This window comes from Mycobacterium appelbergii (genome assembly GCF_032883035.1).
GTDB lineage: Bacteria > Actinomycetota > Actinomycetes > Mycobacteriales > Mycobacteriaceae > Mycobacterium > Mycobacterium appelbergii.
In genome coordinates, this window is record NZ_JAMQTH010000001.1 from 344,425 (window position 1) to 368,365 (window position 23,941).

Below are 23,941 nucleotides of genomic sequence, written 5' to 3' on the forward strand. Positions count from 1 at the left end.
ACAGTCAGGGCGTTCGGATCCCGTCGAGCACGATCTGTAGGAGCCGGTCGCGTTGGGCTTCGCTGCGCTCGGGTTGCTCACCGATCCACGTGATGGCCGCGGCCAGATCCAGGACGTCAACGATGTCGACACCGGGGCGGATGGCGCCCTGCTCCGCTGCGCGGGACACCAGCGCCGCGCCGGCGTCGCGGGACAGTCGGCAGGCCTCGCTGGAGTCGGTGGGTGTGGCGGCCAGCGTCTTCGCGAGTCCGTCGAACATGCCCGCCTGGGCGATGTAGGCCTCCAGCCATTCCCGTAGGGCGTCAAGTGGATTCGACGTGTCCAGCAGTGCCGTTCCCAGCCGGTGCAACTCGATCAGGCCTTCGTCGATGACCGCGAGCACCAGCGCATCACGGTTGGGGAAGTGCCGGTACAAGGTGCCGGGTCCGACTCCGGCGGCCTTGGCCACATCGTCCAGCGACGCCGTCACCCCGCTGCGGGCGAACGCCTCATGCGCAGCGTCGAGCAGGAGTCGCCGGTTGCGCGCCGCATCGGCTCGCATCGGCCGGACAGCTGACATAGGACCCCCAATCGACAAACGGAGACTGTCTCCATATAGTTAGCGGAGACCACCTCCGGATTCTAGCAAGGGAACAGCCAATGAAGATCACCCTCGGCGCACTGCCCGACCCCGGCGGCCTGCCCGGGACCCTGTCTGCAGTCCAGCACGCGGCCGACGCTGGATTCTCGCGGATCTGGCTCCCGCAGTTGCCGCCGACGGCGCAGTTCCCGGCGTTGGACGTGCTGACCACACTCGCTCTTGCCGGTGCCCGCACTCCCGGAATCGAACTCGGCACCGCCGTAACGGTCGCCCAGACGCAGCATCCGTTCGTGCTGGCCCGCCAAGCGCTCACCGCGTCCGCGGCGAGCGTGGGACGTCTGATCCTCGGAATCGGAGTCAGCCACGAAGCCGTGATCAGCGACATGTTCGGGTTGTCCTACGAGGCACCTGCGGCCTATCTGCGCGAGTATCTCGAAGTGCTAATCCCCGCCCTGGCCGGGGAGCCCGTCGACCACCACGGCAAGCGGATCACTGCGGTCGGTCAGCTCGTCCTTCCCGGAGCGGAGGCTCCGCCGGTCGTCATCTCGGCGCTGGGTCCACGGATGCTGCAGCTGGCAGGCGAGCTCACCGAAGGAACGGTCACCACCTGGGCTGGTCTGAAAGCCGTTGAAGGACACATCGTCCCGCGCATCACGCGAGCGGCGGCCGACGCTGGGCGGCCGGCACCGCAGGTCGTCGTCGGCCTTCCTGTCAGCGTGACTGACGATGCCGATGCCGCGCGCGAGCAGATCGCCGCCAGTTTCAACCCGACGGACTTCCCCGCGTACCGGGCAATTTTCGACGTGGAGGGTGTGGACAGCGTCGGGGACATCTGCGTGTTCGGCAACGAGACCGAGGTCGCCGAGCAACTCGGTCGATTCGCCGACGCGGGGGCCACCGAGTTCTCCGCGATCCCGATGGGTGATCCGGCCACCATCACCCGCACCCTCGACGTGCTCGCCGGACTCTGATTCGCCTCGATACTCCAGCGTGACGTTCGACTGCTAGCCGGACGCCCCGGAACCCTCGGTGTTGAGCAGGATGACCGATGAATCCTGTTGCAGCCCAAGCTGTGACCGCGCCGGCTCGGCGGCAAGGACGCGTAACGCGGCCAGGCTCGCCGCCCCGCACGGGCCACTGTCGACACCGGCGCTCTTGAGGTAGGAGGCGGCGTCCGCGGCGGCTGCGTCATCGACCACGACCGCACCGGCCAGTCCCCGCTGGAGGTCCGGCCAGGCGAGGTAGGACGGCGTACCGCAGTTCAGCCCGGCCATACTCGTCTCGCCGGTCGGCACCGAGGTCGCGGCGCCGGCCGCCAGGCTGGCCCGCAGGCAGTCGGCGACCTCGGGTTCGACCGCGACGATGCGGCAGTCCGGATGCGATCGGCCGAAAAGCACCGCGGCGTGGGCGAGCGAACCGACCCCGGCCGGGACCACGACGAGATCGATGCCTGCGCCGAGCGCCGTCGCCTGTTCGACGGCCTCGTCGAACAGGGTCGCGTAGCCGTCGACGATCCACTGCGGCACATCCTCGTAGCCGGGCCACGAAGTGTCCTGCACGAGAACCGCATTCGGGTCGACATCAGCCAGTTTGGCCGCCTGGCGTACCGCTTCGTCATATGGCGCGTCGAGCACCCGTACCTCGGCGCCCTCCTCACGAATCAGCGCGATCGCCCTTTCGGAGACACCTTGGGGCACCACGATCGTGGCGGGCAGGCCGAGCAGCGCAGCCATCCGGGCGACGGCGCGGCCGTGGTTGCCGTCGGTGGCGGTAATCAGCCGGGTGCCGTCGCGGCCACCGGATCCGACCGCGCGGTGCACGGCCCACGAGGCACCCAGCATCTTGAACGCCGGCAGTCCGAGACGCAGCGACTCGTCCTTGACCAGCACCGTGCCGAGGTCGAGGGCGGACGCGACGGCGGGCAGCGGAATCAACGGGGTGACGGCGTAATCGGGCAGGCTCTGGTGGAATCGACGGACCTCCTCGGTCTCGCGGGATTCGGCGGTGCCCCCGGCAGACCAGCGGGGGTTGGGCAGGAACAGCTCGGTTGTTTGCACGGCATACCTCCTGACCGCACCCTAAGCACCTCCGAGCCCCCGCAACATCACCGATTGCTGCCGTCGACCCGGCAGCGATGGTGATGTTTCCTATATCCTCGCGAGGTGCTGGACGTACGTCGGCTCCGATTTCTGGTCGAGCTCAGCCGCCGGGGGACCATCGCGGCGGTGGCCGAAGCGCTGCACATGAGCCCATCGGGTATCTCGCAGCAACTGGCCCTGCTCGAGCGCGAGGCCGGGGCGGCGTTGTTGGAACGCGTGGGCCGCGGCGTCCGGCTCACCGAGGCGGGCCGGCGGCTTGCCGAGCACGGCGCCGACATCCTGGCCGCACTGGAACTGGCCCACACCGAACTGCGCTCCGGCGTGCAGCAGCCGACCGGCACCTGCCGGGTCGCCGCCTTCGGGAGCGCCGCCCGCGCCCTGGTGCCCTCACTGCTGGAATGCCAGCAGCGACACCCCGGGCTACGGGTCGAGCTGGTGGAATCCGAGCCGGAGGTCGCGGTGCCTGCCATGCTCAGCGGCGAGTTCGACCTGGTCGTCAGCGAGGAGTACCCGGGCAACAGCGCGCCGACCCCGCGTCACGTGCACCGCGAGGTGCTGGGCACCGACCCGCTCGAAATCGTGGTCGCCCCGTCCCTGCTGAGGGGTCGCGACCTGGCCAATACCGGCGGCAACCTGCCGTGGGCGCTGGAGCCTGCGGGTGCCGCTTCCCGTGCGTGGGCGGTCCAGCACTGCCTCGGATTGGGCTTCACCCCAACGGTCCAGTTCGAGTCCTGCGATCTCGACCTGCTGCTGCTGGTGGTCCACCAGGGCGCCGCGGCCAGCATCCTGCCCAGGCTCGTGCTGCCCCCGCAACGGGAGACCGCGCTGCTCACGCGGCTGGAGACCGGGTGGTCCCGCACGCTGGTCTCGCTGGTCCGTCGGGCCAGGCACAACGACCCCTCGGTGCGGGCGGTGCGGGAAGCGCTGCGCGGACAATTCTTGAATCGGCAGTCGCAGTGACGGATGGGAGTCAGTGACCGGGGCTGTTCCCGCACCGCCGAGACGGTGATACTCGGACCATAAGGACGTACGACGCAGGAGGACGCATGGCGACACGAGTAGCGCTGACAACCGACATCGGTGAGGGACTGGGTCGCTGGAGTCTGGGGGACGACGATGCCCTGCTCGAAATCGTCACCAGCGCCAACATCGCCTGCGGATTCCACGGTGGTGACCCGGGCATCATGCGCCGCACCTGCGCGATCTCCGTGAAGAACAACGTCGCGATCGGGGCCCAGGTGAGTTACCGCGACCTGCACGGCTTCGGCCGCCGGTACATCGCGATCCCGGGCGCCGAGTTGCGCGACGACCTGCTCTATCAGATGGGGGCACTGGAAGTGTTCGCCCGACTGGCCGGGGGCAAGGTGGACTACATCCGGGCGCACGGGGCGCTCTACAACGTCACGGCCAAGGACACCGAGCATGCCCAGGCCCTCGTCGACGCGACGGTCGAATTCAACAAGGACCTGCCGCTGCTGTGCCAGGTCGGCACCGAGGCCTGGCGGCTCGGTCAAGAGGCCGGTCTGCGGCTGATCCCCGAGGCTTTCGTCGACCGTGCCTACACACCGGAAGGCCTGTTGCAGCCTCGCACCCAGCCGAACGCACTGCTGACCGATGCGGACGAGGCCGCCGCACGAGCCGTCCGGATGGTCACCGAAGGCCGCATCACCGCGAACGACGGAAGCGAAATCGCCATCACCGCACACGCATTGCTGGTGCATTGCGACACCCCGGGCGCGGTCGACATCGCCCGCAAGACCCGCGCTGCACTCGAGGCCGCGGGGGTCGAGCTCATCCCGATGCGGTGAGCACGCCGGTCCTGCGTCCCTGCGGTGAGGAGGCGTGGCTACTCGACTTCGACGACAACCGGCTGGTTCACCGCTGGGCGGCCGCCGTCCGGACCGCCGGGCTGCCGGGGATCGTCGAAGTGGTTCCTGGCCTGGCGACTCTTCTAGTCACCCTCGATCCGGACACCACGACCGCCGACGCGGTGCGCGCCGCGCTGAGCGAACTGGCGCCGACGCCGGAGGCAGCCGCCAACAACGAGCATCACGTCATCGAAGTACGTTATGACGGTGAGGATCTCGATGATGTCGCCCGCATCACCGGGCTCACCGTCGCGGAAGTGATTGCCGCGCACACCGGCACGCCGTGGCGGGTCGCGTTCTGTGGCTTCGCCCCCGGGTTCTCTTATCTGGTGGGCGGTGATCCGCGGCTGCGGGTACCGCGGCGCGACGAGTCCCGCGTGCGGGTACCGGCCGGAGCCGTCGCGATCGCAGGCGAATTCTCGTCGATCTATCCGCGTGGCTCGCCGGGCGGCTGGCAGCTGCTCGGTCACACCGACGCGGTGCTCTGGGATGCGGCGGCGGATCCGCCTGCGGTGCTCGCGCCCGGCGCGGTCGTCCAGTTCCGGGAGGCGGGCCGGTGAGCACACTGACCGTGGAGTCCGTGGGCGTGCTCGCCCTCCTGCAGGACCGCGGCCGCAACGGATTCGCCCACCTCGGTGTCGGACGGTCCGGCGCCGCCGACCGGGCTTCCTACGATCTGGCGAACCGGTTGGTGGGCAACCGGCCCGGCGCCGCGTGCATCGAGGCCACCCTGGGTCGGCTCACCTTCCGGGTCGACGCGACGGTGTTGATCGCGGTCACCGGCGCCCCGGTCACGATCCGCTGCGGCACGCGCGCCCAGGCCGTCAACACCTCGTTCACGGCACGGGCCGGGGATACCGTCACGCTCAGCCCGCCCACCGTCGGCCTGCGCACCTATGTCGCGGTGCGCGGCGGCATCCGCGGGGAAGAGGTGCTCGGCTCGGCGTCGTGGGACACCATGGCCCACCTCGGGACCCCACCCCTACGCGCCGGTGCCATGCTGCCGGTCGCCGATGCCGCGGCCGACTGGCCGGCCACCGATCTTGCGCCCGTGGCGGCGATGGATGCCGGGTCACTCCAGCTTCCGCTGTTGCTCGGGCCGCGCGACGACTGGTTCACCGACGCGGCGCTCGACCTGCTGGCCGGCCACGACTTCACCGTCACCCCCGATACCGATCGGGTCGGCATGCGGCTGGACGGTCCACAGCTGCCGCGACTGCGCTGCGGGGAACTCGCCAGCGAGGGCGTGGTGCTCGGCGCCCTGCAGGTCCCCACCCGGGGGCGGCCGACGTTGTTCCTGGCGGACCGACCGGTGACCGGCGGGTATCCCGTCATCGGTGTGGTGCCGAAGTCCGGTGTGGACCGGGCTGCCCAGGCGGTGCCGGGTATGCGGGTCCGGTTCAAGCCTTTTCGTGTCGGCTGAGCCTGTCACTCATTAACAAATGGACGGACCTGAGCTGTCTACCGGTGCCATAGGAACCCGCAAGCGTTCCGCATAACGTGGGGCGCATCACAGCCGTCATCGCCAGAGAGGACGACATGCCAGCGACGTTCGGGCTTGCCGTGGAGAACTTCACCTCGGCCCAGAAAACACCCCAGATCGACGAGTTGGTCACCACGGCCCGCCGGGCCGAGCAACTCGGTTTCACCTCGCTCTGGGCGTGGGACCACCTGTTTCTCGGTAGCCGACAGCCCTTCCCCCAGCTGGAGGCACTGACGACGCTCGCGGTGCTGGCGGCCCACACCTCGACCATCGAGCTCGGCACCGGAATCCTGGTTCTGCCGATCCGCGATCCGGCGCTACTGGCCAAGACCGCAGCCACGATCCAGGCGATTTCGCAAGGACGGCTGCGGCTCGGGGTCGCCGCCGGCTGGTACGAGCGGGAGTTCGACGCCACCGGCACACCGTTCAAGGGGCGCGGACGGATCTTCGAACGCAACCTGGAGATCTGCATGGACCTGTGGACCAAGGAGGAAGTCACCGGCACCTGGGACGACCTGTCGTTCCGCCGGGTCAAGATGCTGCCGTTGCCCCAGCCGCGGCCCCAGATCCTCATCGGGGGCTACGTCGACCGGGTGCTCAAGCGGGCCGCCACACTCGGCGATGGCTGGTTGACCTACTTCTACACAGCCGAGGCCTTCACCGAGTCCTGGAACAAGATCGCGCGGTTCGCCGAAGAAGCCGGTCGCGACCCCGACGAACTGCACTCCCTCAACCAGCTGCCGATCTGCATCGCCTCCTCGAAGGAAGAGGCCCAGGCCCGCTCGGGACCGTGGCTCGCGTCGTACTTCGACACTCCGGAATGGAGCAGCGCCACGCCCGACAGCGCCATCTGCGGCACCCCGGAGGACTGCGCCGAGCAGATCTCGGCGCACCTGGATGCAGGCGTCAAGGAGATCTGTCTGATCCCGCACGAGTACGACTCCGAGCAGACCGAACAGATTGCGGCAGAGGTGCTGCCGCTGCTGGGCAGCCTGGTGGGGACCAGATGAGCACGCGACTGGCCACCGCCGGCGTCGACTCCGCACGCACCGAACTTGAGGGACTCGACCGGGCCTCGGGGGACAAGGTGACCACCGCGGCCGAGGCGGTGCGCAGGCTGGTGCCCAATGACGCAGTCATTGGGGTGGGCGGCACCAACCACGCCCGCACCCCCATGGCGCTGCTGATCGAAGTGCTGCGCCAGGGTCGCACCGGACTGACGATGGCCCGCCCGCTGTCCTGCTTCGAAGCCGAGTTGATGCTGGCCACCGGGATGGCCGACCGTGTGATGACCAGCTGGGTCGGTATCGGCCACGGCTGGGGACTGGCACCGGTGCTGCGGCACCTGGTGGAGAACGGCCTGGCGACCTTCGAGGAGTGGAGCCACCTCGGCATCGGCCTGCGCTACAAGGCCGGGGCCATGGGTATTCCGTTTCTGCCGACGGTCAGCATGCTCGGTTCCGACATCGACCGGCAGCTGGACCTGGCGAAGGTCACCTGCCCCTACACCGGCCAACTGCTCAACGCGGTGCCCAGCCTCAATCCCGACGTCGCGCTGGTGCATGTGCAGCGCGCAGACCCCCTCGGCAACGCCCAGATCGACGGCTATCAGTTGATGGACGCCGATCTGGTGCTCGCCGCCCGGCGCGTCATCATCACCGCCGAGGAGATCGTCACCTCCGATGAGTTTCGCCGCGACCCCGCGCGCACCGTCATCCCCGGATTCGCGGTCGACGCGGTCGTCCACCAACCCATGGGCGCCTACCCGCACGAGTGCTACGGCCACTACGAGGCCGACCTCGACGAGTTCACCGCCTACATGCAGGCCGTCAAAGCCGGCGGTATCGACGGGGCACGCACGTTCGCCGCGGCGCTGGCCGCCCACGCCGACCACGACGCCTACCTCGCCTCGATCGATCCAGCGCGCCTGGAGACCGCACGCCGAACCGCCGAGGAGATGTTGCCACGATGACCGAACCAGTGCTGACCCTCGCGCCACAGCATGCGGACGCCCGTCCGGACGAGATCATGACCATCGCCGCCAGCAGGCTGCTCGAGGACGGCAAGGTGCTCTTCGCCGGAATCGGTCAGCCGCTCGTGGCTGCGGCGATCGCCAAGCGGCGCCAGGCGCCGAACCTCACCGTGCTGCTCGAAGGCGGAATGATCGGCATCGAGCTGACTCCGGGCGAGTTGCCTGCGTCGACCAACGAGGTTCGTGCCGCGATCGGCGCCCAGATGCTCACCGGCGCAACCGACATCTTTCTGATGGCCCAGCGTGGTTTCTTCGATTACGGCTTCATCGGTGGGGCCCAGATCGACCAGTACGGCAACGTCAACACCAGCATCGTCGGGGACCCGGCGAAGCCGAAGGTGCGGCTACCGGGCCCCGGTGGAGCGAACGACATAGCATCGATGTGCAACCAGGTCGTGGTCGTCACCGCGCATGAGCCTCGCCGTTTCGTCGAGCAGGTCGACTTCGTCACCAGCCCCGGGTTCCTGACCGGCGGCACCAGCCGGTCCGACAGCGGGCTCGTGCACGGTGGGCCACGCTGGGTGGTGACCGATCTTGCCCTGCTCGACTTCGCCCCCGACTCGCATCGCATGAGAGTGTGTGCGCTGCAGACGGGCGTGACACTCGAACAGGTCCAGGCGGCCACCGGTTTCGAGTTGCTCGTACACGACCAACTCGACCAGCTGCCGCCCGTCGAAGACGCCGAGCTCACGGTCCTACGCGACCTCGTCGGCGGAGAGGACACGCCCCGATGACTGTTCAGGAGACGATGACGACGCCCACAGACCGCACCCCGGCGAGCTGTTTCGAATACCAGCGCGCAGAAACGTGGGCAGACGCCGTCGAACTGCTCGGACTGTGGGACGGCGAGGCGAAGATTCTCGCCGGCGGCCAGAGCCTCATCCCGATGCTGAACCTGCGGCTGGCCTTCCCCGGCGCCCTCATCGACGTCAACCCGATCGCGGCGGCCGACCCGCGGGTCGAGAACGGCCGGCTCGTCATCGACGCCAACACCCGCCACCGCGTGCTCACCACCTCCGACGCGGTCCGTACCCACGCACCACTGCTGGCGCACGCGGTGCAGTTCGTGGGCAACGTGCGGGTCCGCAACCGCGGCACGTTCGGCGGCTCACTCGCGCATGCGGACCCGACCGCCGAACTCGCGGCGATCACGCTCGCGATGGGCGGCGAGATCGTGGTCCTCGGCCCGGCCGGCGAGCGGACCGTGGCTGCCGACGACTTCTTCGTCACCTACCTCACCACCGCCGTCGGGCCAGACGAGGTGGTGACGGGCGTGCGGCTACCAGTCGCCGAGGATGCCCGCTGGGGATTTCACGAGGTGGTCCGCCGCTATTCGGACTTCGCCACCGTGAGCGTCAGCGTGCTCGCCCGACCGGGCGCCGCCGGAGGATCGCCGCGGCTACGGGTGGTGCTCGGCGGCGTCGCCGACCGCCCTGTCGTCGTCGACCAGGAGCTGCTGGCGCCGGCGCTGTCCGATCCGGGCGACCCCGACCGTGCCCGCGAGAGCGCCACGGCGATCGCCGAATCCCTGGACCCTGACACCGATCTGCACGCGACCGCCGACTACCGCCGGCGGCTGGTCGCGATTCACACCCGGCGCCTGCTGGAGCAGGTGCTCGGCGACGAGGGAGGAGCAGCATGATCCGGACCCAGCTCACGCTCCGCGTCAACAGTCAGGACCACGAGGTCTGGGTGCGCAACGACCGCACCCTGCTCGACGTCCTGCACGACGATCTGGGGATGCCAGACGTTCGTTACGGCTGCGCCGAGGGCGTCTGCGGCACGTGCACGGTACTCATGGACGGTGACCCCGTCAGTGCCTGCACCGTCTACGCCGTGCAGGCCGAGGGCCACGAGGTGGTCACGCTGCGCGGCTGGTCCGATCCCCAGGATGAGCCGCACCCGCTGCAGAAGCGATTCCTGGAGCACGGCGCCTCGCAATGCGGCTTCTGCACGGCAGGCATGTTGCTGACGGCAGCCACGATGGCCGAACGCAAACCGGATGCGACCCGGGAGGAGATCCGGCACGAACTGGTCGGCAACCTGTGCCGCTGCACCGGCTACCAGGCCATCGTCGACGCGGTCGAGGACTATCTGCACGAGCCCGCCGTCGGGACGGGAGGTGCGCAGTGACGACCGTCCAGCCAGGAACCACCCCGGACACCACCGAACCACCCAGCGCCCCAGCGGAATTCGACCCGGACGCCGATTCCGGGCCGCTGGAACGCGAGCGGAATTTCCGCATCGTCGGTCAGTCGCCGGCACACCATGACTTCATCAACAAAGTCCGCGGGACACTGTTGTACGCCGCCGACTGGAGCCTGCCCGGCATGGTCCACGGAAAACTGGTCCGCTCCGACGTGGCGCCCGCCAAGATCGTGCGCATCGACACCTCGGCCGCCGAGCGGCTCGAGGGTGTGGTGGCCGTGCTCACCGCCGCCGACGTCCCGCACAACGCGGTCGTCGAGCATGCCAGCGGAGGGCTCGGTGAACTCACCGTCGAGCAACCCGTGCTCGCCGGTGACGTGGTCCGGTACGTCGGGGAACCGGTCGCGGTCATCGCCGCCACCGACCCCGAGACCGCCGCGGAGGCGGCCGACCTGATCGAGGTCGTCTACGAGCCGCTACCCGGGGTCTACAGCCCGGAGGACGCGTTGGCCGACGGTGCGCCACTTGTGCACGACGAGGGCAACGTGCTGGTCAACTGGCACCTGGAACGCGGGGATCTCGATGCGGCGTTCGAGCAGGCAGACGTCGTCGTCGACAACACCTACCGCAGCCAGCATGTCGAACACGCCTACCTCGAAACCGAGGCCGGCGTCGGTTGGCTGGAGAATGACGTTGTCACGCTACGCATTTCGACCCAGGTGATCGAGCATGCGGTCGAAATCGCGACGATCCTCGGATTGCCTCAGAGCCAGGTACGCGTGATCGCCTCCTACATGGGCGGCGGCTTCGGCGGCAAAGAGGACATGACCGTCGAGCCCTACATCGCGCTGTTGGTGTGGCGGACCCGCCGCCCGGTGCGGATGGTCTGGTCGCGACAGGAGTCGATCCTGGCCAGCACCAAGCGGCACCCGTTCACCATGCACTACCGCACGGCGGCCACCAAGGAAGGCAAGATCCTTGCGGTCGATGCCGACATCCTCGGCGATGCCGGCGCCTATCCATGCCTGAGTGCCCGCGTGCTGTTCGCCGGAGCCGCACTGTCGACCGGCCCGTACGAGGTGCCGGTGGTGCGCGTCCGGTCACGTGCGGTGTTCACCAACAACGTGCCCACCAGTGCATTCCGGGGCTTCGGCGCGATGCAGGTGGTCTTCGGCTACGAGTCCCAGATGGACGCGCTGGCCACCGAGGTCGGTCTGAGCCGTGAGGCGGTGCGCGACCTCAACCACATCAAGAAAGGCGACCTCACTTCTGCCGGTGAACCGGTCACCACCGCGGTCGCGGTGACAGAGACCCGACAAAAGGTGCTCGAAATGCTCGGTGAGCCAAGCCAACCCAGTGGGCGGCACAAAGTCGTCGGCCGGGGCTTCGGTAGCAGCATGCAGCCCTACGGTCGCAGCATCTGGTTCCGCGACCACGCCTCGGCATGGGTCACGCTCCAGGCCGACGGCACCCTGCTGATCCGCAGCGGCGTCACCGATCTCGGCGCCGGCCAGGCCGCGAGCCTGTGTCAGATCGCCTCAGAGATCCTCGGAGTTCCGCTGGCCGACATCAGTGTGTACATCGGGGACACAGCGTTGAACCCGCCTGCGGGTGGGACTTTCGCGACCCGCCAGCTCTACATGTCGGGGAACTCGATCCTGCGGGCCGCGCGCAAGCTGCGTGACCAGCTGACCCCGGTCGCGGCTAAGGAACTCGGCGTGCCCGAAGACAGCCTGGTCTGGCGCGACGGGATGGTGCGTACCGAACTCGGAGACACCGGCCTGAGCCTGCCCGAGTTGGTCCGCGCCGCCGATGAAGCACGGGTCGATACATCGGTGCTCAACACTTGGCGTGCCCGTTCGGGCGGATTCGATCCGGAGAAGGGACAGGGCCACACGTACCCGGACTACACCTTCGGCACGCACGCCGCCGAGGTCGAGGTGGATCTGGAGACCGGCGAGGTGCGGCTGCTCAAGTACGCCGCGTGTCACGACGTCGGCCGGGCCATCAACCCGATGCGGGTGCGGGGCCAGATCATCGGCGGGGCAGCGCAAGGCATCGGCTATGCGCTGATGGAGGACTGCGTCACCGATCAGGGGCACCCGCTGTCCTCGTTGTTCGCCGACTACCTGATGCCGACGGCGATGGATCTGCCGGACATCGGTGTGGCGATCGTCGAAAGTGGTGAGGGCCGTGGCCCGCTCAACGCCCGTGGCGTCGGCGAACCGCCGATCGGACCACCGGCCGCCACGCTCGCCAGCGCCGTGGAGGCCGCGATCGGTGTCCGGCCCACCGAACTGCCCATCACCGCTGAGCGGGTACTGGCACTGCTCGAACAGCATTCCCCGCAGGGGACCGAGATAGGAGAGCGTTCGTGAAGCTTCAACATCAGACGGCGGTCGGCGCCTCACCCGAAGAGGTATGGAAGTTCCTGCAGGACACCAGGGCTGTGGTTCAGTGCATGCCGGGCGCCGAGCTGGTCGACGAACTGGGCGACGACAAATACGAGGGCGTGCTGCGGGTCGCCATCGGACCGCTCAAGATGAACTACGCGGGAAATGCCGCCATCGTGGAGCGCAACGCCGAGACACATCGCATGGTGCTCAACGCATCCGGTCGTGACAAACGCGGTTCGGGCACGGTACAGGCCCACGTACAGCTCCAGGTGGCACCCGATGACGCGGGCAGCCGGATCGACGTGGTGTCCGACATCGACCTCACCGGCCGGATCGCCTCGCTGGGACGGGGCATCCGCGATGTTTCCAACACGATGTTCGTCGCGTTCGCCGACGAGCTCAGTGCGCGCATCGAGGCGCCCGATGCCGCCGGATCCATACCGGCAGCCACCGGGCCTGCCGCAACGTCCAGCGCAACGCCCAGTGCCGCGCCCACCGTAGTGCGCGCGGTGCCGACTGAGCGCCCCGCGGCTGGGGCCTCGAGTGAGATCAAGGTTTTCCAGCTCGTAATGACCATCACCAGAGAACGTTTCGCTGATTTCCTGGAGCGGCTGAGCGCGCGCGTACGACCGCACTGATGGTGACGCTCACAGTCGCGTAGGAAGTCCGTCGACGCCTGGCGCCGGCCACAACTCTTGCAGCTCAGCTCACTTGGCGGGGCTGTGCACGGTTTTCAAGATCGCAACATCTGAATGCGCGAGGAACACCATGAGTCAACCGGACGACATGCGCGCGGAGCCGAAAACCGGGGAGCTGGACTGCACTCCGGAGGCCGACCGGCAAGGCATCCCGCGAGAGATCTTCTTCGTGTTCGCCGGCGTGAACGTCGCCGTGACCAACCTCGCCGTCGGGGCGCTGGGCATCGTCTTGGGCCTGGCGCTCACGGACGTTCTGCTGGTCTACTTCCTCGGGGCCATCGTGGGGTCGGCCTGTGTGGGTTTGTGTGTGCTGCAAGGCCAGCGGACGGGCGCGTCGGTGATGGTGAACGCGCGACCGGCCTTCGGATTCCAGGGCGCCCGGATACTGGCAGTCCTGCTGTTCTTCACCACCGCAGGGTGGTTCGGCGTCAACAGCTACTTCGGTGTGACGGCCGCAAGAAGCATCGCCGGGCAGTTCGGGGTGCCCGGCGGTCACGTGACCGACGTGCTGCTGTTGGCGGTGTTGACGCTGCTGTTGGTGCTCGTGGCGGTCTACGGTTATCGGCTGATCACGAAGTACGAGCGCGTCGCCGTCATCGGTATGGGGATATCGCTGGTTATTGTCGCTGTCGGCGCCCTGGCGGGTGGCGTCGATTGGGGCCATCCGGCATCGGTCCACGGTGGCGAGCGCCTTGGCGCCATCGCAGTACTGGTGACCGCCCTGGGCGTCGGATGGGGAGTCTCCTGGACTCCGTTTGCGCACGACTTCGGTCGGTATGTGCGCCGAGATGCGTCGCAGCGCAAGGTCTTTCTTCTGGCCACTGCCGGGATGTACCTCGGTACCTTCTGCACGTTCTCGCTGTCGGCCATCATCGCGACCGGCGCGACATCGAGTCTGGACGTGGGCAAGACAGTCGAGGCGGCTCTGCCCGGTGCGCTTGCCTGGCCGGTCCTGCTGGTGATGACGCTGGGGCTGCTGCCGGCGAACCTGGTCAACCTTTTCGTGGGTCCGGCAGTCCTCCAGACGGTGGGCCTGCGGCTGAGTCGCCTCCAGGGTGTGCTGGCCACCGCGCTGGTCGGGATACCCATCGCCGTCATGGGCATCTTTCAACCCGAGTTCGGGTCCACTTTCAAGGCTTGGATGTTGACCTTGGTGCTATGGCTGACCCCGTGGTTGGTGATCACCATGACCGACTACTTCATCATTCACCGCGGCCGCTACAGCGATATCGATCTGTTCACCCGAAACGGCGTCGCACAGGCCTACTTCATGCCAGGGATCGTCGCCTGGGTGGTGGGTCTCGCGACCTCCATAGCATTCACCAACACACCGATCTTCGCTTCGCCGCTGATGACGAAGTACGTTGGGGGAGCAGACCTCAGCCTTTTCGTCGGCGCCCTGGTCGCGTTCGTCATCTACTACCCGTGGGCATCGTGGCGGAAGTCGGGTGTGGAAACTCGCTGAAGGGACTGCCTATGCGTGAAGTGCTGCCCGAGCTCATGAAGTGGTGGGAGAGCGGCGAAACCATCGGTATCGGCACAGTGGTGGCAACGTTCCGGTCCGCGCCCCGCCCGCCCGGCGCCTCGATGCTGGTCTGTCCCGATGACTCTGCGGTCGGCTCGGTGTCCGGTGGCTGCGTCGAGGGCGCCGTCTACGACCTCGCGCACGCCGTGGTCGAGTCGGGCGAATCGACGCTGCAACGCTTCGGGGTATCCGACGATGACGCGTTCGCTGTCGGGTTGACCTGTGGCGGAATCATCGACGTGTACGTCGAGAAGGTGAACCGGCAGACCTTCCCGGAGTTGGGCGCGATCGCCGAGGACATCGAGGCGGGCCGACCCGTCGCGATCGCCACCGTGGTCGAGCATCAGGACCCGTCGTGGCAGGGCCGGCGGCTTGTGGTCCGACCCGACCGAGCCAGGCCAGCAGGCACATTGGGCTCGTCGCGGGCCGACGACGCCGTGCGTGACGATGCGTTGGGCCTGCTGGCCGCAGGAACGAGTGCGACGTTGACCTACGGCACCGACGGCGAACGCCGCGGCGAGGGCATGCGGGTCTTCGTCGCAGCATTCGCGCCCAAGCCGCGACTGCTGGTCTTCGGCGCGATCGACTTCGCCGCCGCGGTGGCCAGGGTGGGGACGTTCCTGGGCTACCGCGTGACCGTGTGCGACGCCAGGCCGGTGTTCGCCACCCACAGCCGCTTCCCTGATGCCGACGAGGTGATCGTGGACTGGCCGCACCGCTATCTGACGGCCGAGAACGACTGCGGCAGAATTGATTCACGCACCGTGGTCACGGTGTTGACGCACGACCCGAAGTTCGACGTGCCGCTGCTCGAAGTGGCGCTCCGGATACCGGAGATCGCCTATGTGGGGGCGATGGGATCGCGGCGTACGCACGAGGACCGGATGGCGAGGCTGCGGGAGAGCGGGCTGACCAAGGACGAACTGGGCCGCCTTTGGAGCCCGATCGGCCTCGACCTCGGTGCGCGTACCCCGGAGGAGACGGCCATCTCCATCGCCGCTGAGATCATCGCCGGGCGCTGGGGTGGCACCGGACGCCACCTCAGCGATACCGCCGGACGCATCCACGAAAGTCCGCCAGAGACAGTCATTTTGCGCGATGTGCTAGATTGCGCTGCATCTCGGTGATCTGCAACGCGATACACACCTGCATGGCCACCGGCGTGCTCGTGCTGAACGGACCGAGCAGGCGCTCCAGTTTGGCCAGCCGGTAGCGGAGCGTGTTGTAGTGGTAGTGCAGGTGACGGGCCGACTCGGCCATGTTCATGTTGTGCTCGATGAGCGTCTCCAGCGTGTTGAACATTTCTGAGCGCTCGGGTTCGTTCAAGCGCAGGAGTGGCCCGAGAGTCTCCTCGACGAACGTGTGGAGTTCTTCGTCGCCGACCTGAGCCAGGAGCCGGAACAGTCCGAGTTCACCGTAGGCGGTCACTGCGCTGGTTCCCGATACCCGGTGCCCGAGCCGCAGGGCGGTGCGCGCCTCTTGATACGCGACCGAGATTCCGCTCGGCCCCGGATAGCTGCGGCTGACGCCGATTGCGTACTCGCCGTGCGCGAACTGGGCGACTTCGCCTTGCACGGCGCGCGCGATCGCGAGGGTGTCCTGGTCTCCGCCCAGGACCGCGACCAGCTCGGAGCCCAGACCGGCGGCCGCAGCCGCCCGGTCCCTGCTGCGCACCGCCGACGCCCAGAATTCGATGGCCCGATCGTCGGCCAGCCGGGATTGACGTTTACTCAATCGGGACTCGGCAGTCCCTTCCCGCCGGGCCACGAGTACGACGATGTTGCGCTCCAGATCCCATCCGAAGCCTGAACCCAAAGTGCTGTACTCCCTTGGCTCGAACTCGCTGCCGGTGATGAGTTCGAAGAGCGCGTTGGAGGAGAACCGGCGCTCGACCGCGCCCACCGCGAGATCACGCGTCACTTCGAGGGCGGCCACGATGGCGGCCTGCTCGACTGCCACCATGCTGAACTGACCGAAGGGCCTGTCCGCTTCGACCGCGACGACGAATCCGTGGTGGAGCCGGCCGGCTCGAATCTGCCTTGAGGCCCAGCGTTTTCCCGTCTCCTTGTCGGTTTGGAGGCCGGCCAGACCCAGTCGCAGTACCTCGACGGCATCCGAGGACAGCAAATTGAGCTGGGCCAACACCGCGTCGTCTCCGGCGAGGGTGATCACAGAACCCTGGGGGTCGGTGATCGCGACACTTGCCTCACCGAGCAGTTCAGACAGCTTGTGCGCCAACTGGGAAAGCCCGCCGCCGGACAGGGTTATCTCCAGGAAGGAGTGATGGATCTCTTGAGCTGTCGCCAATGCCGAGGCCTGCCGATTGACGATCGTGGCGAATGCTCTGCTCAGGATGTCGTCGAACCGGATGCGTTCCGGGATGACCACCAGCGGCAGGCCGAGCTGTTCGGCGACATCGATGACTTTGTCGCCGAGTTCGGGAAGGTAGCGGTCGAGTTTGATGCCGATTCCGGCCACGCCGAGCTGGTGTAGATCGGTCAGCAGTCGGCCCTGATCCTCGTCATCACGTGGCAGGGGATAGCCCGTCGCAAGCAGAAACTCGTCTTGCCTGACCCACCTACCGATGTCGGGAACGGTCATCACGTTCAGCGCGCTGATGGGCCGCCCGACACCGGCGCGACCAGCGATCAACTCGGCGCCTGCCATCACCTCATCGGCAAGCAACTCGGCGAGGGTGAGGGTCTGTCCCGAGGTTGTGGCCCCGCCGTCGGTCTCGTCCATGGATCGGCAGCTTAGCGCTGGATGACAAGGATTTGGGGATCTTTTCGTAGATGTAGCCATGGGTGGCAAGCCGGCGTGTCCATATGGTCAACGCATGACCGAGACAATGTCGATTCTGGGCGGAACGGGCAACCTGGGCTTTGGTCTGGCGGTTCGACTGGGCCTCGCCGGATACTCCGTGTGCCTCGGATCTCGTGACCGGGAGCGGGCACGCAGCGCCGCCGCGCAGGCGCGGGACCTGATCGGCGGCGGGACGTTCCTCGGTTGCCGCAACGACGAAGCGGTCGCCCAAGCAGATCGACTCGTGGTGATCACGGTGCCGTTCGTCAGCCACAGCTCAACACTGAAAAGTGTTGCGGACCAGTGGCGCCCGGGTCAGGTGCTGCTGGACGCGACGGTGCCGCTCGCTACTGCGGTGGGCGGCCGCGCGACCCAACTGGTCGAACCCTGGCACGGGTCGGCAGCTCAACAGGCGCGCGCGGCGATCAGCGGCGAGGTCGCCCTGGCCTCGGGCCTGCACACCATCAGCGCGGCCGCGCTGCGCGACCTCCACCGGCCACTCGATCAGGACACGCTGGTCTGCGGGGATCGGACCGCCAAGCACCTGGTCACCGAGGCCCTCGAACGTATCGAGGGCCTGCGGGTGGTGGATGCTGGACCACTCGAGATGAGCCGTCTGCTCGAAGGGCTCACCCCGGTTCTGATCGGTATCAACATGCGTAACAAGAGTCATGCCGGCATCCAGGTGACGCACCTCAGCGGTGCCAAAACTTCACGGGTCGCACTGGCGGCAGCTGACAATGACGCCGAGCGCGAGCCGCTCCTAAGCTGACGCTCACGGGTGTCTGGACAATTCGAATCGGTGGCCGGACGCGGCACGAACGGAGTCGAGCAGCTTATGGACGGCGTGAACACAGTCAGTGCGAGACAGGTCATCGTCGACCCTGGCCGGACGGCATTGCTCATCATCGACATGCAGAACGACTTCGTCCTGCCAGACGCCGAGTTGTCCACGCCGAGAGCCATGGATCTCATCCCGACGATCGCCGGCTTCGCCCATGCATGCCGAGAGCGCGGTTTCCCCGTCATCTATACCCGCGAGATGCACCGGCCCGGGCTCGAAGACTTCGGCATCGAAGGGTGTTTCGAGCCGCCCCACTGCCTCGAAGGGACTGACGGTCCTGACATTGTCGCCGGCTTGGAACCGCAAGCCGGCGACTTCGTCATCTCGGCCAAGCGCCGCTATGACGCGTTCTTCGGAACGGAACTGGAGGTGCTCCTACGTGGCCTCCGCATCGACAACCTCATCTTCTCGGGTGTCTGCACCGACATCTGCGTGCTGTCGTCGGTGCTGACCGCCCGAAATATGGACTACCGGTGTTATGTGCTGCGCGATGCTGTCGACGCCACGAGTCCGCAGCGGCAAGAAGCGGCCCTGATGTGCATGAGCCACGTGTTCGCCTACGTCGGTGACACCGCCGAGGCGGCCGGGCAATTCGGTCTCGGGTTGCGGCGGGGTGAGCCGAGCCGGCTGACCTCTGCGCAGTCGTAGCCGAGCCGAGCACCTCAATCCGAAGACGCGTCATCCGGGAGTTGGGCGTAGTTCCACTGATGCTGCCGTGCCAGGGCGCAGGCCGCGTCGACGTTTCCCTCGGCGAGGGAATCCAGCAAGGCTTGGTGATCGTTCGCTATTGCCCGCAGATCCGGTGTGCGCGCCATGATGGTCACCGAGGTCCTAGCCTCGATATGGAGATTCTCCCAAGAGCGTTTGATGAGGTCGTTCCCGGCCGCTTCGATGATGTGTCGGTGGAACATCACGCTTTCCATGCCGACCGCCTCAGTGTCATTTTCCTGCGCGGCCGCCTGCATCCGTTTGACGTCTTCCCTCAGTTGGTCGAACGGAACGTTTTCGGCCAACAGCACCAGCCGGGTCGCGGTCTCTTCCAACGCCGCCCGAAAGACATAGCTTTCGCGCAACGTCTCTCGTATGAATGACCGCACGAATGTGCCGCGCCGCGGCTTGATCTCGACAAGTCCGAAGGTCTCCAGTTCCCGCAGTGCTTCCCGGACCGGGGCTTGGCTGGTACCGAACGTGGCAGCCACGCGGGTCTCCACCAGTCGCTCGCCAGGCTCCAGCTCACCGGTGACGATCTGGCGCACGAGAGTGTCCCGGATCCGGTGGCTGAGCGTCTGGTGCAGTTCGGTTTGGTGGTGCGCGGGCATCATCTGAAGATACGGACTTATCGGGGCACGGCGGGGTAAGCGCGACGACTACAGGTCGACGACCAGGACCGCAGTCTTGGACCGGGAGACGCACGGCAATATGACCTCGTTCGATTCCCGCTCGTCGTCGCTGAGGACGTCATCGTTGTGTTCTGGGATGCCGTCGGCGACAGCCAGCTCGCACGTGCCGCAAATCCCGGCACGGCACGAGTTGTCGATCTGGTAACCGGCTTCTTCGAGCACTTCCAGCAGCGTCCTGTCGGCCGGCACACGTAGGCATTTACCCGACTGGGCAAGCTGCACCTCGAACGCGCCGTCGGAAGTACCCGTCGACGGCGCGCTCGGCGTGAAGCGCTCCACATGCAGCGCACCTCTCGGCCAGTTGTTGCACCGTTGTTGGACGGCGTCGATGAGTGGCCCCGGCCCACAGCAATAGACGACTGTGTCCGCACTGGGCGAGCCAAGGAAATGGTCGAGATCCAGGAGGCCGTACTCATCCTGCGGCATGATGTGCAACTCGCCGCCGGGCAGCTCGCTCAACTCGTCGACGAATGCCATCGACTGCAGTGTTCGTCCTCCGTATACGAGCGTCCACCGCTTACCGCGGCCGGTGACTTCGCGGATCATCGGCAGGATGGGAGTGATACCGATTCCGCCTGCGACAAAGAGATAGCTCCCCGCGTCGACCAACGCGAAATTGTTGCGGGGCCCTCTGACAGCGATGACGTGACCGGGTCGGACGGTGTCATGGATCAGCTTCGAACCACCCCTGCCTGCAGGCTCACGCAGCACGGCGATCCGCCAGACGTCGTTGTCACCCGGGCTGCCGCACAAGGAGTAGTGCCGAACAATTCCCCCCGCCAGTTCAACCTCGATGTGCGCTCCCGGTGTCCATTGCGGCAACGGTGAGCCGTCTACCGTGCGTAGTTCCAGGCTCAGAACACCCTCGGCTTGACGGTGCAGGGCGGAGATCTGTAGCGGCGATGTCATCGGTTGCCGTTACGTCGTCAGTAGGCGGGTCGCCGATTCGGGCGAGAACATGTTCGCGGCGATGTCATGCATGCCGCGCATTGCCCGCAGGATCTCGTTCCGGTCGTCGTCGGTCTCCGCGTAGCGGGCGAGAATCTGTCGCCCGAGCCCGACATGGAACTTCTCGTCGATCTCGATTTTCCGGTGTACCCGGACAACCTCATCGAAGCCGTAACGCTCGCCGGCGAGGAAGGTCGGCTCGAGGCTTCCGGTTGCGGAGGTTTCCGACGCGTTCCACGCGGCGACCGCTGCGAGGGGGTGGCGGTCGAGACATTCCCAGAGAAACTCGCTCCATACCTGCGAATCCGCAGGGACGGTCGTCGGCGCGGTACCCCCCAGCGACTCGACGGCATTGCTGACCGCCTCATAGTGCTCGGCTTCTTGGAAGGCCTGCTTCGCCAACAGGGTGATGTGCTTGCGCTCGAAGCCCAACCCGTATCGGTGGATCTCCTCATTCAGCAGGAACACGTAGTCGATCTCGCGCCAAGCGCGCGTGGCCAGCCATTCAGCGAGGATGATGGGCTGTGGATTCGCGGCGAACGAGTCGAAGAACTCTTCGCTGGTGCGCTTCGCGGTGGCGAAGATCGAATCGAGAATCTCATCGACTTCACCGCTGATGGGATCGAGGCCTGCGCCGCCCCTGACATTCCGCACGTTGACCATTGAAAGCCGCCTCTCAGGATTGCAGTCGATTATCGATTATCGATCGTAGGATGAGACGGCGATCACAGTCAAGGTTGTTGCCGAAGATCGACATCCCGGCGACGCTGGCAGATCGAGTGGCTGTTGGCGGTTGGCATCTCCTGCTAAAGAACTCCCGCCAAGATTGGCTCCTCATCATGTGTGCAAGCGAGGGCGCCAAACCTAGCGTGATTGGCGTCACAGTCTCCTCCCGCCCAGAAAAAGAGGAACCCCGATGAGCGACAGCACCGCGCAGAAGACCACGGCGTTCGGGGAGCCACCCTCCGCGGGAGGTGCAGGCAGCACGTTGGCGCTGGAACGGCGTGGTATCGCCCACGTTCCGACGAATCAGCGCTACGGCAACCCGCGAAACCAGTTCACCGTGCGGTTCGCCCCGGTGATCTATCTCGCCGGCATCTACCTGGGGGCCAGCGGCGGACCGCTCGGCCTCGGCTTCACCGGCAGCGTCACCGCGATCGTTCTGGCCAACATCCTCGGCTCGATCGTCACCGGTTTGTGCGCGGTGATGGGCCCGCGACTGGGCATGCCACAGCTGCCGATGGGGCGGGCGGCGTTCGGCTACGTCGGGAACTTCCTGCCCGCGTTCCTCACGCTGCTGATGTGCATCGGCTACTACAGCGTCGGCACGGTGCTCGGGGCCAAGTCGCTCGCCGATCTCCTCAACGCCCCATACGCGCCGACCGTCGTAGTGGTCGCGGCAGTGAGCATCCTCATCGGGATATTCGGTTACAAGATCCTGCACACCATGGGCAAGATCATCACCAATCTGAGCATCGTCGTGCTCACCGTCGTCTCGGTCGTCCTCATCGTCCACGGTGGCGGGCCGGGCACTGAAGCCACGGTCTCCGGCGCCAACTACTGGCTGGCATGGTCGGTGCTGTTCACCGCCGTGTTCGGCTACACGGCCAGTTGGGCGCCGTACGCGTCGGACTATTCGCGGTACCTGCCCCAGGACAGCAAGCCCTCATCGATCTTCACGGCAGCCACGGCCGGCTTGTTCGCGTCGACCACCTGGATGATGTGCCTCGGTGCCGGGCTGATCACCCTCATGCCCGACGGCGACGTGCTGGACACGTTCGGCATAGCGTTGCCGGACTGGCTGCGCTACGTCGTACTCCTGACGCTGGGTCTGTCGGCCATCCCGCACAACTCGGTGAACCTCTACAGCGGCGCGATGAACACACTGACCTGTGACGTCAAGTTGCCGCAGTGGGTGACCGTCACGATTGCCGGTGTCATCGGGATGGTTGTTGCGCTCGTGTTCGGCGGGGACCAGTTCCAGTCGAACTTTCTGCTCTTCCTGCACGTGTTGTCCTACTACATCACTCCGTGGGTTGCGGTCCTGCTGGTCGACTACTACGTGGTGCAACGCGCCGGGCGCAATACGCTTGCGGTGGAGAACTTCTACACCCGGACAGGTGCCTTCGGGCGGTTCAATACGGCCGGGCTCGCGGCGCTGATCGTGGGCGTCATCGTCTCGGTACCGTTCATGGCCAACGACTTCTACACCGGTCCGATTGGCGCGGACCTCGCGGGTGCCGACCTCAGCTACTTCGTGTCTGCCATCGTCGCAGCCGTGATCTACCTGATCGCGCGCCGGGCTTCTTCGTCATCGCCGGCCGGCCGCGTCCGTCGATAGCGGCCCGCGTGCGTAACGTGGTGGCGGGGATATCGAGAATCCCCGCCACCACGTTACGTCTGTGGCACAGCGTCTTTCGCAGTGTTGGTGGTGTTCGCAGTGGAAAGCTGTGCCTTTACCTTTCGTGAGAGCTCATCGGCGAGAATTTCCGCCTGGCCGCCGAGCAGGCCGGTGACGGCCTGTGCCGCCACCGCGGCGGGATCGGTCTTCTGGTCGGCAGGGATGTAGCTGACCATATCGGTGTCCATGTACCCGACATGCAGGGCAGCGACGTGAATTCCGCGCGGGGCAAGTTCCGTCCGGAGGGCGTCGGTGAGCGCCCATGCCGCCGCCTTGGCCGCGGAGTAGGCGCCGGAGGTGGGGACGTGTTGCCAGGACAGCACCGAGAGGACGTTGAGTATGGCTCCGCCGCCGTTGTTTTCGATGATCGGGACGAACTCGCGGGTGACGTTCAAGGTGCCGAAGTAGTGCGTTTCCATTTCCAGGCGGATGTCCTCGATCGGTCCGGTCAACAACCCCGCCCGGGTCGAGATGCCGGCGTTGTTCACCAACACCGTGACATCACTGGCGACAGCCGCGGCGCGGCGCACCGATTCAGGATCGGTGATGTCGAGTTGGATGGGCACCGCCCCTGGCAGATCGACTGTTTCTGGACGTCTCGCGGCTGCGTAGACCTTCGCACCACGGGCGAGGAGTTCGGCGGCGATCGTGCGGCCGAGTCCACGGTTGGCGCCGGTTACCAGTGCGGTCATGTTCTGCGTCATCGGAGCGCTCCTG

The 23,941-nt window shown here is 66.7% G+C and carries 24 protein-coding genes and 1 pseudogene; 17 read left to right on the top strand and 8 right to left on the bottom strand.

Annotated features, from left to right (window positions below; genetic code table 11):
* Positions 1–4: 4 nt before the first annotated feature.
* Together M1247_RS01585 and M1247_RS36380 are read right to left on the bottom strand one after the other, a co-directional pair.
* A complete protein-coding gene (locus tag M1247_RS01585) occupies positions 5–382 on the bottom strand; it encodes an SbtR family transcriptional regulator (RefSeq protein ID WP_410506803.1) in 378 nt (125 codons plus the stop codon).
* A pseudogene (locus tag M1247_RS36380) lies at positions 383–559 on the bottom strand (TetR family transcriptional regulator); the annotation flags it as partial.
* 80 nt (positions 560–639) lie between these two features.
* Between M1247_RS36380 and M1247_RS01590 the strand changes: the two are divergent.
* Entirely contained in the window at positions 640–1,551 is a 912-nt protein-coding gene (locus M1247_RS01590; protein ID WP_317154500.1) for a TIGR03564 family F420-dependent LLM class oxidoreductase, read from the top strand.
* A gap of 33 nt (positions 1,552–1,584) precedes the next feature.
* On the opposite strand, the gene M1247_RS01595 is transcribed toward M1247_RS01590, so the two are convergent.
* Complete coding sequence (locus M1247_RS01595) at positions 1,585–2,637, bottom strand: pyridoxal-phosphate dependent enzyme (RefSeq protein ID WP_317154501.1); 1,053 nt, start codon at positions 2,635–2,637, stop codon at positions 1,585–1,587.
* A gap of 105 nt (positions 2,638–2,742) precedes the next feature.
* On the opposite strand from M1247_RS01595, the gene M1247_RS01600 reads away from it, so the two are divergent.
* The 13 genes from M1247_RS01600 to M1247_RS01660 all read left to right on the top strand — a co-directional run bounded on the left by M1247_RS01600 (position 2,743) and on the right by M1247_RS01660 (position 15,956).
* Positions 2,743–3,639, top strand: coding sequence for a LysR family transcriptional regulator (locus M1247_RS01600; RefSeq protein ID WP_317154502.1), 897 nt, complete (start codon positions 2,743–2,745; stop codon positions 3,637–3,639).
* Positions 3,640–3,725: 86 nt separating this feature from the next.
* Positions 3,726–4,487, top strand: a complete 762-nt coding sequence (locus M1247_RS01605; RefSeq protein WP_317154503.1) for a LamB/YcsF family protein — start codon at positions 3,726–3,728, stop codon at positions 4,485–4,487.
* Complete coding sequence (locus tag M1247_RS01610; protein ID WP_317154504.1) at positions 4,484–5,107, top strand: 5-oxoprolinase subunit B family protein; 624 nt, start codon at positions 4,484–4,486, stop codon at positions 5,105–5,107. The genes M1247_RS01605 and M1247_RS01610 overlap by 4 nt, the downstream gene beginning before the upstream one ends.
* The gene (locus tag M1247_RS01615; protein ID WP_317154505.1) at positions 5,104–5,970 is read left to right on the top strand and encodes a 5-oxoprolinase subunit C family protein; all 867 of its coding nucleotides are present in this window, start codon (positions 5,104–5,106) and stop codon (positions 5,968–5,970) included. The genes M1247_RS01610 and M1247_RS01615 overlap by 4 nt, the downstream gene beginning before the upstream one ends.
* Positions 5,971–6,086: 116 nt before the next feature.
* Entirely contained in the window at positions 6,087–7,040 is a 954-nt protein-coding gene (locus M1247_RS01620) for an LLM class flavin-dependent oxidoreductase (RefSeq protein ID WP_317154506.1), read from the top strand.
* Positions 7,037–8,002, top strand: coding sequence for a CoA transferase subunit A (locus M1247_RS01625; RefSeq protein WP_317154507.1), 966 nt, complete (start codon positions 7,037–7,039; stop codon positions 8,000–8,002). Before M1247_RS01620 ends, M1247_RS01625 begins: the two co-directional genes overlap by 4 nt.
* Complete coding sequence (locus M1247_RS01630; protein ID WP_317154508.1) at positions 7,999–8,796, top strand: CoA-transferase subunit beta; 798 nt, start codon at positions 7,999–8,001, stop codon at positions 8,794–8,796. The genes M1247_RS01625 and M1247_RS01630 overlap by 4 nt, the downstream gene beginning before the upstream one ends.
* Before the next feature lie 14 nt (positions 8,797–8,810).
* A complete protein-coding gene (locus tag M1247_RS01635) occupies positions 8,811–9,704 on the top strand; it encodes an FAD binding domain-containing protein (RefSeq protein WP_317154509.1) in 894 nt (297 codons plus the stop codon).
* Positions 9,701–10,195: a (2Fe-2S)-binding protein gene (locus tag M1247_RS01640; protein ID WP_317154510.1), complete on the top strand. Its 495-nt coding sequence runs from the start codon at positions 9,701–9,703 to the stop codon at positions 10,193–10,195. The genes M1247_RS01635 and M1247_RS01640 overlap by 4 nt, the downstream gene beginning before the upstream one ends.
* Positions 10,192–12,588, top strand: a complete 2,397-nt coding sequence (locus tag M1247_RS01645) for a xanthine dehydrogenase family protein molybdopterin-binding subunit (RefSeq protein WP_317154511.1) — start codon at positions 10,192–10,194, stop codon at positions 12,586–12,588. The genes M1247_RS01640 and M1247_RS01645 overlap by 4 nt, the downstream gene beginning before the upstream one ends.
* Positions 12,585–13,244, top strand: coding sequence for an SRPBCC family protein (locus M1247_RS01650; protein WP_317154512.1), 660 nt, complete (start codon positions 12,585–12,587; stop codon positions 13,242–13,244). The genes M1247_RS01645 and M1247_RS01650 overlap by 4 nt, the downstream gene beginning before the upstream one ends.
* Before the next feature lie 130 nt (positions 13,245–13,374).
* Entirely contained in the window at positions 13,375–14,769 is a 1,395-nt protein-coding gene (locus tag M1247_RS01655) for a purine-cytosine permease family protein (protein WP_317154513.1), read from the top strand.
* 11 nt (positions 14,770–14,780) lie between these two features.
* Positions 14,781–15,956: an XdhC family protein gene (locus tag M1247_RS01660; RefSeq protein WP_317154514.1), complete on the top strand. Its 1,176-nt coding sequence runs from the start codon at positions 14,781–14,783 to the stop codon at positions 15,954–15,956.
* Here the strand turns inward: M1247_RS01660 and M1247_RS01665 are convergent.
* Positions 15,916–17,571 carry a PucR family transcriptional regulator gene (locus M1247_RS01665; protein ID WP_317154515.1) on the bottom strand — a complete coding sequence of 552 codons (1,656 nt, stop codon included), beginning with the start codon at positions 17,569–17,571 and terminating at the stop codon, positions 15,916–15,918. The genes M1247_RS01660 and M1247_RS01665 overlap by 41 nt on opposite strands.
* 94 nt (positions 17,572–17,665) lie before the next feature.
* Here M1247_RS01665 and npdG point away from each other — a divergent pair, with 94 nt between their 5' ends.
* Positions 17,666–18,403: an NADPH-dependent F420 reductase gene (gene npdG / locus M1247_RS01670; protein WP_317154516.1), complete on the top strand. Its 738-nt coding sequence runs from the start codon at positions 17,666–17,668 to the stop codon at positions 18,401–18,403.
* A 75-nt stretch (positions 18,404–18,478) separates the two neighbouring features.
* Positions 18,479–19,123, top strand: a complete 645-nt coding sequence (locus M1247_RS01675; protein WP_317154517.1) for a cysteine hydrolase family protein — start codon at positions 18,479–18,481, stop codon at positions 19,121–19,123.
* A 14-nt stretch (positions 19,124–19,137) separates the two neighbouring features.
* On the opposite strand, the gene M1247_RS01680 is transcribed toward M1247_RS01675, so the two are convergent.
* From M1247_RS01680 to M1247_RS01690, 3 genes are read right to left on the bottom strand one after another with little or no spacing between them, the layout of a single operon-like run.
* Positions 19,138–19,794, bottom strand: coding sequence for a GntR family transcriptional regulator (locus M1247_RS01680; RefSeq protein WP_317154518.1), 657 nt, complete (start codon positions 19,792–19,794; stop codon positions 19,138–19,140).
* Between the two features lie 48 nt (positions 19,795–19,842).
* Positions 19,843–20,784: a PDR/VanB family oxidoreductase gene (locus M1247_RS01685; protein WP_317154519.1), complete on the bottom strand. Its 942-nt coding sequence runs from the start codon at positions 20,782–20,784 to the stop codon at positions 19,843–19,845.
* A 9-nt stretch (positions 20,785–20,793) separates the two neighbouring features.
* On the bottom strand, positions 20,794–21,477 hold the full coding sequence (locus tag M1247_RS01690; RefSeq protein WP_317154520.1) for a hypothetical protein: 684 nt from the start codon (positions 21,475–21,477) through the stop codon (positions 20,794–20,796).
* A gap of 262 nt (positions 21,478–21,739) precedes the next feature.
* Between M1247_RS01690 and M1247_RS01695 the strand changes: the two genes are divergently transcribed.
* On the top strand, positions 21,740–23,164 hold the full coding sequence (locus M1247_RS01695) for a purine-cytosine permease family protein (protein ID WP_317154521.1): 1,425 nt from the start codon (positions 21,740–21,742) through the stop codon (positions 23,162–23,164).
* 53 nt (positions 23,165–23,217) lie between these two features.
* Here M1247_RS01695 and M1247_RS01700 read toward each other — a convergent pair whose 3' ends face one another.
* Positions 23,218–23,928, bottom strand: coding sequence for an SDR family oxidoreductase (locus tag M1247_RS01700; RefSeq protein ID WP_317154522.1), 711 nt, complete (start codon positions 23,926–23,928; stop codon positions 23,218–23,220).
* Positions 23,929–23,941 lie beyond the last annotated feature (13 nt).

Excerpts from the sequence above, each read along its gene's own strand:
- M1247_RS01590 (WP_317154500.1), top strand. The coding sequence starts at position 640 with ATGAAGATCACCCTCGGCGCACTGCCCGACCCCGGCGGCCTGCCCGGG.
- M1247_RS01605 (WP_317154503.1), top strand. The coding sequence starts at position 3,726 with ATGGCGACACGAGTAGCGCTGACAACCGACATCGGTGAGGGACTGGGT.
- M1247_RS01620 (WP_317154506.1), top strand. The coding sequence starts at position 6,087 with ATGCCAGCGACGTTCGGGCTTGCCGTGGAGAACTTCACCTCGGCCCAG.
- M1247_RS01625 (WP_317154507.1), top strand. The coding sequence starts at position 7,037 with ATGAGCACGCGACTGGCCACCGCCGGCGTCGACTCCGCACGCACCGAA.
- M1247_RS01630 (WP_317154508.1), top strand. The coding sequence starts at position 7,999 with ATGACCGAACCAGTGCTGACCCTCGCGCCACAGCATGCGGACGCCCGT.
- M1247_RS01635 (WP_317154509.1), top strand. The coding sequence starts at position 8,811 with ATGACGACGCCCACAGACCGCACCCCGGCGAGCTGTTTCGAATACCAG.
- M1247_RS01640 (WP_317154510.1), top strand. The coding sequence starts at position 9,701 with ATGATCCGGACCCAGCTCACGCTCCGCGTCAACAGTCAGGACCACGAG.
- M1247_RS01655 (WP_317154513.1), top strand. The coding sequence starts at position 13,375 with ATGAGTCAACCGGACGACATGCGCGCGGAGCCGAAAACCGGGGAGCTG.
- M1247_RS01660 (WP_317154514.1), top strand. The coding sequence starts at position 14,781 with ATGCGTGAAGTGCTGCCCGAGCTCATGAAGTGGTGGGAGAGCGGCGAA.
- M1247_RS01665 (WP_317154515.1), bottom strand. The coding sequence starts at position 17,571 with ATGGACGAGACCGACGGCGGGGCCACAACCTCGGGACAGACCCTCACC.
- npdG (WP_317154516.1), top strand. The coding sequence starts at position 17,666 with ATGACCGAGACAATGTCGATTCTGGGCGGAACGGGCAACCTGGGCTTT.
- M1247_RS01680 (WP_317154518.1), bottom strand. The coding sequence starts at position 19,794 with ATGCCCGCGCACCACCAAACCGAACTGCACCAGACGCTCAGCCACCGG.
- M1247_RS01685 (WP_317154519.1), bottom strand. The coding sequence starts at position 20,784 with ATGACATCGCCGCTACAGATCTCCGCCCTGCACCGTCAAGCCGAGGGT.
- M1247_RS01695 (WP_317154521.1), top strand. The coding sequence starts at position 21,740 with ATGAGCGACAGCACCGCGCAGAAGACCACGGCGTTCGGGGAGCCACCC.
- M1247_RS01700 (WP_317154522.1), bottom strand. The coding sequence starts at position 23,928 with ATGACGCAGAACATGACCGCACTGGTAACCGGCGCCAACCGTGGACTC.